Genomic DNA, 14054 nt, shown 5'->3' with positions numbered 1-14054 from the left:
TCAGGTTGTGGGGATCGGGATATGTACTTCAATACTTGTTCCTTTACTTGATGAATGAATCTCAGTATATCCATCCAGCAAATTTGCTCGTTCGCGAATGTTTCTCAAACCTAATCCATCTTTTTTCAAAACTTCACTTTCAACGAATCCTCTTCCATTATCTTCCACTACCACATAAACTTCATCTTCCTTGTCCAGCACATGCAGACTTACTTTGGTGGCATGAGCATGTTTAACAATATTAGTAAGCGCTTCCTGAACAATGCGAAATAGCGCTATGCTCATTTCAAAAGTAAGTGAGCGATCGATGTCTTTGACATACTGGAAATCCACAGTAATTGAAGAATATTTTTTCACATGATCGCATAAACCCCTTAGGGCTGCTTCCAATCCATAATCAATCAGGGCGTGAGGCATAACATTGTAGGATATGCGCTTCACCTCGTTAACAGTGTTATTGATTTGATTTTTGATTTCTGCTTTCGACTCATTGTCTGCTTCCAAACTATCTACTTGCATTCGAATCACGGTAAGCATCTGGCCCACCCCGTCATGTAGTTCCTGAATGATACGCCGTCGCTCCTTTTCCTGCCCTTGCAACAGCGCTATTGCCTTCTCTCTTTCAAGCTTAGTTTCCTTTTCTCTCAATATCAGCAGTTCATCACGCATATGTAATAAAGCCTGGCCCAACATATCAAAGTCGCTAAGCGTTTTGAAAGATGTTTTAAAATTACCCGAGCCGATTTCCTGTGCAAAATCAGTGGTGCGCTTCAGGCCATCAGTCAGTTCGTTTATTGCTTTGGTGATTTGAATGATCTCATCCGTAGAGGATGTCAGTGGAGTTTGATTTGGAATTATCCCTTTCGATAAGGTGAAAACTATGTTTTTCAATTCTAGAATTGGTCTTGCTATAGCATTCGACAGGAAATAGGTAATCAAAACGATCAAGAGCAAAATAATCAATGTTATTCCAATAAGATAATTTCTCAGTTCAATAATGGGAGCCATGGCCTCATCAAAATCCATTTCTGAAATCAGCATCCAATCCAGCGTCGTGTTTTCAATCTGCCTTTGAACACTCAGCACTTTTTTACCACGATAGTCCGCAATGATATGATCCTTCGACAAACCCTGGAAAGCATTTCGGATTGACTCGGTATCCACTGATATCGTTAGAGGTGGGACATCTGGGAAGAACCTGGATGTGGACCGCAATCGATAATCCCCGGCGACAAAATACGATTCACCTGTGTTGCCCATTCCAGTATTCTCCAACAGAATATCCTGTATTTTTTGGAAATCTTCCTCAACCAATATGCTGCCGACTACCTGATTTTCATCAACGATTGGAATATAGTAATAGAGTAAAGTTTCCTTGGATTCAGAATAGGCAGATGCGTCTATAATTTGAAACAGATTTCCTTTTGTCCCCAAAAGCGATTCCAAAGATTCCTTCGAAAGTGGATAGAGGTTCTTTTCTTTTGTACTGAAAAGGGACTGGAAATTGGTATCGAGGAGGTAGAGATTTTTGAATTCATAAACTTTCAGCAATTCTGAGATTTCCCCAAATTCAGTATTGGTGGATTTGCTTTTATTTTGTGCATCCTGAGCGATGGACTGATAAATTCCCAGAAATTTGTGTTCCAATTCTAACGCCTGAAGATCATTATGTGACCTCCTGAAGTGTTCTTTGATGAGATCGTTTTTTAAGATATTGATGGATGAAAGCTGGTCGATGGTTCGTTGTATTAAAGCATCGCGCATGACGATGTAAAAGCCTGTGGATAAAACTACAAGGACAACCAGGCCAATAGCAGTGTGTGTAAGAAATAATTTAGACGAAATTTTAAGGCTTTTCACTGGGCTTCAAAGAGATTCAATTGTTCAATTTTTAGGCATTTGAAAAGATAGAATTTTAATGATAAGTATCCTAAACGATTCCTTTTCGCCAAAAACAGAGGCCGACACAGGCACTTTGATCCCGGAAGATTGAGATATCGGACAATGAAATAATTCCTAATCCCACCTGAACAAAGGCTAATTCATTGGCTAAAGTGAAAAACCTTAACAGTCGGACACGAATACCGCAAAACAATACAAATCACAAATTTCCATTTCCGTTGTAAAGTGCCTTTTTGTTTGTGGCCAAAAATTTACCGCTGCTGGATATGCTTTTCAGTCCTTTCATGTTTTGAGAATCCGCTATCCCGTCTTCAGCTTTCTTCAAATAAAATGAAGAGACTGCTTTAATAGCGATTTACTTGCAGGGAATAGTGACCCTTGCCGAAAAACCGGGGCATTTGTTTAACTTAAAAGTCAAACCTCCCTACCCTTTAGGCCATGGCTTATTCCGTTTTTACCGCGCTGCTTTGGTTTTTCTTTTCTGCCCTAAAAGAAAAACCAGCAGAAAAACCCAATATTATCCTCATCCTCGCCGATGACTTGGGCTGGTCAGACATTGGCTGCTATGGTAGTGAGGTAGAGACACCCAACCTGGACTGGTTGGCAGAAAATGGGATTCGCTTTACCCAGATGTACAATACTGCCAAATGCAATCCCTCAAGAGCAGCTTTACTCACGGGATTGTATGCCCAGCAAGTCGGGTATGAAGCCACCTATCTTCAGCCCCTCAAGAACGGGATTACTTTTGGGGAACTCCTCCAATCCGCAGGTTATCGAACGCTTTGGGCTGGTAAACATCACGGCGGCGATCATCCCATGGACAGGGGTTTTGACCGATATTTTGGACTGATGGAAGGAGCTTCCAATCATTTCAATCCAGGACCTCAGCGTCAAGGTGAGGCAAAACCCGCTCAAAAAAGACCAGACCGTCCCTTTTACGAAGATCGCACACTTTATCAGCCTTTCTCCGCCCCCCAAGGCTATTACTCCACGGATTATTTCACCAAGTATGCCCTCCAGTGGCTGGAAGAATACAAGAACGAGGAGAATCCTTTTTTCCTTTATTTGGCTTACACTGCTCCCCATGATCCCTTGATGGCCTGGCCCAAAGACATCGAAAAATACAAGGGCAAATATGATGAGGGCTATGAGGTTATCCGGCAAAAACGTTTTGAAAAGCAAAAAGAGCTGAGAATTATCGATGAAAACCAACCGCTGAGTGAAGCAACCCATGTCCCCTGGGCTTCTCTTTCTGATTCTCTCAAGAAAATTGAAGCGCAAAAGATGGAAGTATATGCGGCAATGATCGATCGAATGGATCAAAAAATCGGAGAAATCATCCAAAAACTTCGGGAATTGGGCAAATTGGAAAATACGGTTTTAATTTTTCTTTCTGATAATGGGGCTTCAGCGGAAATGGTGAATCTCCCCGGAGACGGAAAAATCGGGACTGTCGGACAATGGACTTCCCTGGGACAGGATTGGGCCAACGTGGGAAACACCCCACTTCGGCTTTATAAAAACTATTCGTTTGAGGGAGGAATCAAAACTCCTCTGATCATCTCCTGGCCCAAAGGCTTGGCACATCAGAATGAAGTCAATCCCTTCCCTTCACATCTGATCGATATTCTCCCGACACTTGCAGAATTAGCAGGTGCAGAATACCCAACCGAATTTAAGGGAAACCGGGTTCTTCCGACAGAAGGCCAAAGTCTACTGCCGGCGATTCGAGGCCAAAAATCTGTTCGGGAAAAACCCCTCTTTTGGGAATGGTCAGTTGGACGGGCAGTTCGCAAGGGAGACTGGAAACTGGTGACACATGGGAAGGATGCAGATTGGGAATTGTATAACCTAAATGAAGACCCATTTGAAACCCAAAATTTAGCTTCAACCCAGCCCGAAATGATCAAGGAATTGGCAGGCCTTTTTGAGGCTTGGAAAGTAAAAGTAAGTAAACCCTGAACCAGACCTCCGAAGTATCCGATGGGAAGCAACACCACCCTAATTGTCGTTTTAGTGATCCTGGCCGCCCATTTTCTGTTTGGAATCGGGTATTTGCTTTTCAAAATGTCCGGACCTTCTTCAGATAAAAAACAAAAAAGGGAAGAGTAAACCCTTCCCTTTGATTCGCAGTAGGACAAAATCCTATTTTTCAAATTGTTCAAAACCCAGCCTAAGCTTGCTGATTTTTTCCTTGAGTTTTTTGGCAGAAGGTTTTGAAGAAATCTCCAAAACCTTGAGCAAAATATCCAAATGCTCAAACTGTGTTTTCATATGGCCTTTTGCGCCTACCTGTCTGAATACCGTCAGAAAGTCTTCCAAAATCTCTCCGACATCCCCTTTGCCATCCTCCAAAATAAATCGGGCGAAAGCAAGATTGGCCAGGCCAAAAAACTGCCATGGATCTCCCTCTCCGGAACTTTTCTGCTTTTCATTTTTTTCACATTCCTCCAAAAGTCCCAAAAGCCTCTCCTTGGAATCCCCTAATCGCCCGCTCTTGGAAATATAGCTCTCCAGCTTGAGGAGTGAAATCCAATTGATCAGTGAATAATAGTCCAAGTTCCCCATGATCTCAGAAGCCTGGCGGTAGGCTTCCGTGGCACTTTTCAAAGTTATTTCAATTTCGGCTGTATTAGTTCTCGGTAAGACCATCAATCGGCGTTTGTAGGCACTTCCAAGCAGACTCTGACGCTCTGAAGTCACTCCGAAATTCAGAAGGCTTTTCAGTTTGGTTAAGGCCTGATCGATTTCTGCCAGAGCGATTTTCAGACTTTCCTGATCCTGACTGCTTTTGAAAAACACCTCTACGGCATGCTTGCAGGAGATATTGCACCATTTCTCCATGGATCTGAGTGAAAAGACTGCTTGCTCTGATCCAAAAAGCTGTTGGAAGTAAGTAATGGCTTTATCATAATCCCCGATTCTGGAATAGACCTCAGCAAAGTGCTCGGTGATTTTTTCGCTCCAGATGTCTTTTTTCTTCAGGGCAGATTCCAAACCTTCCAGGATTTGTAGCGCTGGAGTACGCTCGATTACTTTTGATACCAGCTGCTGTATCAGATTTTCCAACTCCAGTTCTGCTTCCTCTTTTACCAAGTAATCCCAGGTAGTTGCCGAGCCGTTGTCCGCCTGTGTAATCTGGTAAAAAGGATCCCCATAGCACTGATAAGCTCCCCAGGTATTGGTGTAAGCTTTTGAGGAAGTATGGATTTGCTTTCTGGCTTGCAGCACAGCCTCTCCAAATTTCACTCCCCTAAACATCTCCTGATAAAATCGCTGCGCAAAATCCAATGCCGCTTGGTCATCAACAGCCCATCCGGCTACCACCACCGCCTTTACACCGTTTCGAATCAGTTGCGTACCGATGTTTGCCGCCAGCTTATTTTTTTCCTGATTTTTGGCTGGGGAGTCAGTTTCTACCTTGCCCAAATAACAGCAGTTGACAAAGACCAATTCAGGAACTGTACTCATCTGGGCGATTTCCTGAACGGTAAGAAATGCATCCCGGCCTATCACCACTCCCGTGGATTCCTGTGAATCGGGATTAAATACCCCATGTGCCGCCAGATGGATGATTTTGTATTCACGGGAAAACAGCTCCAACAGGATTCGGGAAGGTGTGCTTTTTATCTGTTTCTTGACATCAAAACCCTTGCTTTGGAGAAAATCAGCAACCATGTTTCCCTCTTTTTCCGCTTGTGGCAATTGAGGCATAAATCCTTCCAAAATCGGGTCTCCGACTACCAGCACTTGGTTTCCGGACACCTTGGTGCTTGATTTCCGATAGCTTGGAGTAGCCATTTGACGGACCATTCCGGAGTTGATGGCAAGTGGATTGGCAATTAGGTCTTCCTGAAGCATTTCCCAAGGAAAAGATGCCGTCACCTCATCCACCACCCAGGAAATGTTGGGTTGGCGCTTGAGCTCCTCCTTGAAATCATACGGCACCAACAGCTCAAACATGGTCTTGGCAATCTCGGGTCTTGCACGGTTTTCCTCCGTCATTTCCTTGAGCAGGGTGTCAAGATTTTTGGTGTTGACTTTGAGAAATTCGACCTTTTGACTTGCTCCGGAGGTTGCAAGAGACATTTTAATTTCCAGCCGATGAGTCTGTTGATTTTCCTCCTGGGAGACGCTGATGCGAGTCCACCAGTCGGTTGAGTTTTCGTAGGGAATCCTCAATCTTCTTCCCGGCTTCAAACTCAGCCCTTTTCCGCTAAGACTTATCTTGAATTCCCCGCTTCGGTCATCCCTGAGACTGTTGACGGTTTTGATTAAGGCGAGCGCCTTATCTTGGTACAATTCGATGATTTCAATTTCCTCAATGGTCCTCAGTCTGCCTTTGTAAGTGGCTTTGATTTTGGCGTTGGCATGCTGGATACCCAACAAAATCGCCCGAATGGAAGAGTCACTGGATAGTCCTCCATAGGAATTGGCGATGGCAATGACCGATATTCCTATTAATTGAGGGTTTTCAACTTGAGATTCGGAAGCTTTGCGATTGAGAATGGTCAAATAGCGGGAAATCCCCTTTTCAACAGAATTCATCAGCTGGAAAGAAGAAAGCTGTCCCGGAACCCCCAATCCAATGAGAACTGCTCCCTGGAATCCCTGTTTTTTCTCCGGAAGGACGATTTGATTACTTCCGATCGGTCCGGGATAAAGCCCTAAATCCCGCAGTTTGGTGAGCTCTCCGTTCATCTGTCCATCGATGACCCGCTCGGAACCCAGGATCGCATCGAGTTCGAAATGCCCTGCCAAAACGGGATATTTTGCAAACTTCAGATCCCCATGGGAAACAGTCACTTTGATTGGAAGCTCTCCTTCCTCCTCGGATTGGGCTGAAATTCCCAAGAGAACGTTTTCAACGTTTTCTTCGCTGAGGTCAAAAATCTCCTCCATTTTTGGAGTCAGTTTTTGCTCTTGTTCACCTCTCAATTTGGGTAACTGATTGGCTAGGCTGGAGGCTTTTCCTGAGTCGAGGATTTCCTCGATCGCACCAAAAATGGAGAGCTGGTTGGACAATCCGCCGTGGGTGACATTGGCGTAATACAGCTGCTTGAGTTGATGAATCTGGGTAGGAATACCGGTCGCCCAAGTGACACTTTCATCTCCCTCCTGAGTACCAAAAAACCGGAGTTTGCCTTCCGAAATTTCAAAAGAGGAAATAGTCACTTTGTCTTTTCGGCTTTGACCGGCGATGTAGAAAACATTGGAGTAATCAATCGATTTGGACTTCTCCACCACCAGTGCCTGGTATTTTCCAAACTGCTCCAACAGCTCCTCGCTGGGAATCGGCCAATTTTTTTGACCAAAAGCCTCCCGCATTGCTTCCCAGGTGGTCCTTTTTGAAAAGTCAGGATCTTCTTCCCTAACCTTGATCGGAAGCAAATTCAATAAGCCCGGAAGTTGGGAAAAGACGCCAAGGAGGTCTGGGAGTGAGTTGGAAATATCAATTTTGGCGAGCAGCTTGATAATATCATCCTGTCCAAAGAGCACAAAAGGAATTCGAAATGATCCTCCCAACGGTGATCCTAAAAACAAAACCCTAAAGCCGGGTGCTGCATTTAATTTTTTCCAGGTCTCCTCGTGGTTGATGATAAAATCGCGGAAAAGAACCCCTCCCATGCTGTGGGCGAGGATTTTGATCGGCTGGCCAAAAGCCATGAGTGATTCGATTTTTTCCTTCAGAATGCCAGCACTATCTACCAGGGACATTCTCCAGTCAAAAGGGAACGTCACCACATCGTATGACTTGTCGAGGAAGTCGGCCAATTTCCCATAGGAAGTTTTGACAAGGGAATGCGCTTTGACCTGTGTATTGTTCTTGGGTTCGTTCTTGAGTCGGGTAAGCTGTCCGTTAAGAAAACGGGCATAATTGATCCAGATCATATCCTCATTGACCGTAAGATTGGAACCCATAATCCCCGGCATAAGAACAACAATTGGTCGCTTTCCTGTGACTTTGTCACGGAAGGTTTTTCCGCCTTCTACCCCAAAGACACCCCGATCCTGATCGGTACGCTTTGCAACATGCAGTGGCAAAAAGCCCGCCCGGGTGCTTGCGGATTTTTCCTGAAGACCCAGAAGGATTTTCTCCTGAATTTCCTGGGTCCCGAAATAGACGATATGATTGATTTTTTGCGATTTATCTATGAACACCGAGGTCTTCCCTTCCTGTCTTGGAGTGCCCCATTTCATGCTTTCAGTATCGACCACCAAGTCATTTTGACCACGGAAAAAGAGCTTTCCGGCCAAAACTACCAAGCCTCTGAACGTCATGCTCAACTCACTGCTTCCTCCAACGACATGAAGAAGACTGCTGACTTTGATTTCTGTACCCTGAAAATTGAGTGCTTTGATAAAGGGGGAGTCAGGGTTCATAGCCTCCAAACCCGGTAGCGCCTCGGGGTTGTTTTTGGAGGTCACTGCCGACATCACCAACTCGCGGAAAGCCTGAAAAGCAGGATTAACTGCCTGACCTGTGACCGTCGCGAGCAGATTGAATGAAATATTGAGAAAATAATCCACCCTTTTGGATGCCAAAGTGGTACCGTTTGCCGGACAGGCCACCCGCACCATGTTTCGGACGATGATTTTTTTGGACAGCATTTCCTGATGAATCTGGTCAATGACTTCCAGATCATCCGTCCTTTTTTCGGTAGTCAACACGCCGATTTCCGCAGGATCAAAACCGCGGTTGTCTGTGGCAAATCGCGCCAATATATCCCCTACCAACCCTCCCCTCGAATGCGTTACCACATCCAGTTCGATCTCTGAAGGGAGCTGCCTTACCAATTCCAGCACATTTTCCAGCGGACTGCAGGTGAGTGTCCGATGCTGAAAAGCCAGGACATTTCCCTCTCCGTAACTTTGAAAGACAGTTTTCCAGGATTGACTTCCCTCCTTATTGTTAAGCTCCGAAAATGATCCCGAGGTGGAGCTTCCGGTTCCATGCAGGAACAGAAGAGCCTTTTTCCCAATTGCTCTTTCTTCCTTTTTGCGGAGCTGGAAATTCTCAGTGCAATGCATCAAAAGCCCGGCACCTTCCTGCACAAAATCCGTAACCCCCTCGACTGTCAGTTGCTTGTTTTCAACTTTCTTGGCCAGAAATGAGACACCTATCTGAATGACGTCTTTTTTCTTTTTGAAGATGGAAAAAAGCTTGATACCTATTCGCTTGACCGCATTCCGATCGGTGGATTCGAGTTCAAGTGAATCAGGAAGGTAGAGTTCATTTTGATTTCCAGACCGGGTCAGCTTTTGGGGGAACAGCTCCTCCAAGGTGTCTTTGTCACCGATCCAGACGGTCTCATCACTTAGGCTGAGTTGAATGATATCTTCGTCTTTAAGCGTGATAGGCGCCACTTCAGGAACATCGCTACGGGTTGGACTTAGAACTTCGTAGGTTTGGACTTCTTCGAAAAAATCAAAGGAATCAGTGGCGTCTAGTTGGGAAGTGGGTCTTCCTCTGAATTTAATCTCAAGGTGGGCCATTACGGGAAAATTTTAAGAAAAAGGTGAACGACAGAATGGTGAAAAGCTGCTCCTAAAAATTCCAAAGAGTAACTGTTTCCAAACAAAAGATAACCAATCAGTAAAATGAAAAAAAATGAAATTGAAATTCACCTTGATCTGCGGTGAGCGAGAATTGAAAAATGGCTTCCTTTCGAACCTTTGAGTGTTTCATTTTCCGATGGCCAGGCTCCTTTGGAAACGAAAAGTCCAAGATGAATTTTTGATGAAATTTTACCCCAGCAGCCTGTCAATCCGGTCAAATTGGATAGTTTTATCTTCCCTAATTCAATGAAATGACAAGAAAATTCATGTACAAACTGGCACCGGGATTATTACTGCTACTTTTAAGCATGGTTAGTTCAATGGCCCAAAATTCCTTTCATTCCAATAAAGTCATCGCCCATCGCGGCGCTTGGAAAGCTCAAGGTCTACCCCAAAACTCCCTTTCATCACTTAAAGAAGCGGTAAGGTTAGGCTGTGAAGGATCGGAATTTGACGTGTGGATGACGGCAGATGAAATTTTGGTGGTCAATCATGATCATGATTTCCAGGGAATAGACATCGAAACCTCCACTTACGAGCGACTTCTGACTAAACAGCTTCCCAATGGAGAAAAAATCCCAACGCTAAAAGAATACCTCACCGAAGGCATGAAGCAAAATGGCACCAAGTTGATTTTGGAGTTTAAGCCATCCAGAATAAGCGTGGAGCGCAGCGAAAAAGTGGGGGAACTATCCGTGAAAACTGTCCAAGAACTAAAAGCTGAAAGATGGGTGGATTACATCACCTTCAGCTATGAGGGTGGCAAAAAAGCCATCGCCACTGATCCAAAAGTGAATGTCGCCTATCTGAACGGAGATAAAACTCCAGCTCAGCTCAAAGAGGATGGTTTTTTTGGGTTTGACTACAATATCCGGGTTCTGAAAAATAAGCCGGAGTGGATCACGGAAGCCCAGCAACTTGGACTGACCACCAACGCATGGACAGTCAACAACGAGGAGGACATGAGGTGGCTATTGGATTTGAAAGTGGATTTTATCACTACCGATGAACCGGAAAAGCTTCTTGAAATCCTGAAAACCAGAAACTGAACTATAATTCTCCAATAACAAAAAGGCCTCAAATTCAGAATTTGAGGCCTTTTTGTTATTTGGCTGGGAGAATTTGTCCGGTAACTTCCCCGAATCCTACCCGGATGCCGTCTTTTTCTGCAAATCCTTTCATGATGACCGTATCGCCATCCTGGATGAACTTTCGCTCTTCTCCATCTTCCAGTTTAACTGCTCGGGTACCTTTCCAGCTGAGCTCAAGCATAGATCCAAAAGAATCTTCCGTTGGCCCGGAAATGGTACCGGAGGCCATCATGTCTCCGACATTGATGTTGCAACCGTTGACCGTATGGTGCGCCAACTGCTGGGCAATATTCCAGTACATGTATTTGAAATTGGAAGCACAGACCTTGGAGGACTTTTTACCCTCAGGCTGAATAAACACCTCCAGATTGATGTCGAAACTGTGGGATTTCCTGCACTTCAGGTAAGGCAAAACCTCAGGCTCCTGCTTGGGGCCCTCTACCCGAAATGGCTCCATTGCTTCCAAAGTCACCACCCATGGAGAAATAGAGGAACCGAAATTTTTTCCCAAAAACGGTCCAAGCGGCACGTATTCCCAGTTTTGAATATCCCTGGCGGACCAATCGTTGAACAGAACAAATCCGAAAATATATTCCTCGGCATCCTCTGTAGACACATAATCTCCCAGCTTGGTCTGTTTGCCGGTGATAAAGGCAAGTTCGAGTTCAAAGTCCAATCTTCTACTAGGTCCAAACTCCGGCATTACCATATCCGGATCCTTGGATTGTCCCTTTGGACGATGAATCGGAGTTCCTGAAACTACAATGGAAGATGCTCTGCCATGATATCCCACCGGCAAATGTCTCCAGTTGGGGAGCAGGGCATTTTCCGGATCACGAAACATTTTGCCCACGTTGGTCGCGTGCTCGATGCTGCTGTAGAAGTCCGTATAATCTCCGATTTTCACCGGAAGAAGCATTTCTGCCTCTTTGCGGTTGACCATGACTTTTCCTCTCGAAGAATGATCCCGGAGTTCGCCGTTTTCAGCCAACAATAATTGCTGCACCCGCTCGCGGATCTTTTTGGTTTGGGTTTTTCCCAAAGCTATCAGCTCATTGAGGGAATCTCTAAGGAAAATTCCTTCTGGAAAAAAGAGATTTGAAAACAAGCCTTCCTGGTCCAAAACACTCAAATCGACGATTTTATCCCCGATGGCTACCCCGATTCTGGGACTGAGTTTTTTACTTTTGAAAATCCCAAAAGGCAAGTTATAAATCGTGAAATCGGAATTCTTTGGTACTTCTACCCAGGTACTCAGGGTGGGAATTGGGCTTACACTCATGTTCAAAAATTATTGAGTCGCAAATCTAGCCTTATCCGTCGAAAGGAAAAATCATATCCTCCTATCTCCTCCTTTGAACCCCACTTTTCTCACAAACCAACAACTTTTATTAAAAATCAAAACCGAATTAAATTTTGTAAGCTAACTTCCCATAGCAAACCCAATTTTCTATGCGATCAATTCTAAGAATTCTTGCCATTTTATTATTTCTGTCAGCTTCTCCCTTGGCTTTTTCCCAAGAGGAAAAACCTGTTTTGGTTCAGCTGGAGGAAGTAGCCATCGTGGACCAAAAAGTCATGATGCCAATGCGTGACGGAGTAAGACTAGCCACGGACATCTATCGGCCCAAAGGAGATCAAAAAGTACCGGTGGTCTTTTCCCGGACTCCCTACAATTTCAACACCTACGGAAACGGGGAAATGAATACCCGAACGCTGGAAACGGCGCTTTCCTGGGTCAAAAAAGGCTATGCCTATGTTGTGCAAAACGAACGGGGCAGATTCTTTTCCGAAGGAGATTGGGATATCTTAGGAACGCCCTTGACTGACAGTTACGATGCATTTGAGTGGATGTCCAAGCAGGCTTGGAGTAATGGTAAAATCGGTTTGTTAGGCTGCTCCTCCACAGCGGAATGGCAAATGGCCGCCGCTTCACTGAAGCATCCGGCACTGGCAGCTTTGGTCCCTCAGGGATACGGTGCGGGAGTTGGCCGGATTGGTCAATTTCAGGAGCAGGGCAACTGGTACCGAGGTGGAGCCGGACAGATGTTGTTTACCGCTTGGCTCTACAGCACTCAGCATGACCCAATGGCTCCAAAACTTCCCGAAGGAATTGCCCAAAAAGATCTGCTCAGACTGCAGCGATTTTACGACATGGCTCCGGAATACCCCCGGGTAGACTGGAAAGAAGGCCTTTCCCACCTTCCGGTAAAGGACATCATTAAAAATGCGAACGGACCGATGGGGATCTATGAGGAAATGATCACCCGAAAGCCCAACGATCCCAAGTGGTATCAGGGCGGATTGTACCACGACGACATGCCTTTTGATACTCCAAGTATGTGGTTTGTCTCATGGTACGACGTGTCCTCCAGCCCGAATATTGCGCTGTACAATCACGCCCGACAAAACGCCATCAGTCAGATGGCCCGTGAAAATCAATACCTGATCATTGCTCCGGTACTGCATTGCTCCTATACGCGTGCCAGTGAAAACACCATCATCGGCGAACGAAGTGTAGGCGATGCGAGATTGAACTATGACGAGATCATCACGGCATGGTTTGACCTCTGGCTGAAGGGAAAGGAAAACAGCACCATCTCCAATATGGCAAAAGTGACCTATTACACCATGGGGAGCAATCAGTGGCAAACCTCGGATGTATGGCCTCCTGCAGAAGCAGTGATGACGCCTTTCTTTTTGGATTCCGAAGGAAAAGCCAACACCCGAAACGGGGATGGAAAGCTGGTAGCCAAAGCGCCAAAAAAAGCCCATCAGGACACCTTCAAATACGATCCGATGAACCCCGTGAACTCCTACGGAGGTAACGTCTGCTGTACCGGTAATGCCGTGCAGGGTGGAGCCTTCGACCAAAGCGAAATGGAATTGAGGGATGATATTCTGGTCTACACCTCTGCACCGTTGGAAGAAGGGGTGGAAGTGTCCGGTTTTATAGAAAGTTACCTTTACCTCTCCTCTGACGTGAAAGACACCGACGTCACCATCAAGCTGATCGACGTGTACCCTGACGGAAAAGCCTACAACCTGGACGAGACCATCCAACGGGTTCGGTATCGCGAAGGCTACGATAAAGAAGTTTGGATGGAAAACGGAAAAGTCTACGAAATCAAAATGACCCCGATGAGCACATCCAACTACTTTGAAAAAGGCCACCGAATCCGCATCGAAGTGAGCAGCTCCAACTTCCCGCGCTTTGACCGAAACATGAATACAGGAGGAAACAATTACGACGAAACCGAAGGAAAAGTAGCGACGAACTCAATCCACCATGGTGGAAAAATGCAAAGCAGGATAGTTCTTCCGATGATCAAGAAATAAAAAAAACTTACCCATCAAAAAGGCCAGCAGCAATGTCGGTCTTTTTTTTGATCCTGAGTTTGACATGAAATCCTTGAATTGAGTTCTTCAAATTGACAAAAACAGGATTTCTGTGGGATGCAGGATTTGCGTTTTCTTAGGTGCAATTCACTTCCTGCACGG

6 protein-coding genes are annotated in these 14054 nt (G+C 45.3%); 3 read left to right on the top strand and 3 right to left on the bottom strand.

All coding sequences use genetic code 11. The features are described from left to right. Positions 1 to 1764, bottom strand: a complete 1764-nt coding sequence (locus D0X99_RS18700) for a sensor histidine kinase (protein ID WP_119479393.1) — start codon at positions 1762 to 1764, stop codon at positions 1 to 3. 576 nt (positions 1765 to 2340) lie between these two features. Between D0X99_RS18700 and D0X99_RS18695 the strand changes: the two genes are divergently transcribed. Then, complete coding sequence (locus D0X99_RS18695; protein WP_119479392.1) at positions 2341 to 3864, top strand: arylsulfatase; 1524 nt, start codon at positions 2341 to 2343, stop codon at positions 3862 to 3864. A 183-nt stretch (positions 3865 to 4047) separates the two neighbouring features. Here D0X99_RS18695 and D0X99_RS18690 read toward each other — a convergent pair whose 3' ends face one another. Further along, a complete protein-coding gene (locus tag D0X99_RS18690; RefSeq protein ID WP_119479391.1) occupies positions 4048 to 9399 on the bottom strand; it encodes a CHAT domain-containing protein in 5352 nt (1783 codons plus the stop codon). Between the two features lie 314 nt (positions 9400 to 9713). Between D0X99_RS18690 and D0X99_RS18685 the strand changes: the two genes are divergently transcribed. Next, on the top strand, positions 9714 to 10511 hold the full coding sequence (locus tag D0X99_RS18685) for a glycerophosphodiester phosphodiesterase (RefSeq protein ID WP_119479390.1): 798 nt from the start codon (positions 9714 to 9716) through the stop codon (positions 10509 to 10511). A 55-nt stretch (positions 10512 to 10566) separates the two neighbouring features. Here D0X99_RS18685 and fahA read toward each other — a convergent pair whose 3' ends face one another. Further along, positions 10567 to 11835: a fumarylacetoacetase gene (gene fahA / locus D0X99_RS18680; RefSeq protein WP_199708157.1), complete on the bottom strand. Its 1269-nt coding sequence runs from the start codon at positions 11833 to 11835 to the stop codon at positions 10567 to 10569. Between the two features lie 170 nt (positions 11836 to 12005). On the opposite strand from fahA, the gene D0X99_RS18675 reads away from it, so the two are divergent. Next, the gene (locus tag D0X99_RS18675; protein WP_119479389.1) at positions 12006 to 13892 is read left to right on the top strand and encodes a CocE/NonD family hydrolase; all 1887 of its coding nucleotides are present in this window, start codon (positions 12006 to 12008) and stop codon (positions 13890 to 13892) included. The last annotated feature ends 162 nt before the right edge of the window (positions 13893 to 14054 follow it).

The sequence above is a fragment of the Algoriphagus lacus genome (genome assembly GCF_003583985.1).
Lineage (GTDB): Bacteria > Bacteroidota > Bacteroidia > Cytophagales > Cyclobacteriaceae > Algoriphagus > Algoriphagus lacus.
Note: the sequence above shows the minus strand (reverse complement) of the source record. Positions and strands in the feature narration are given on the sequence as shown.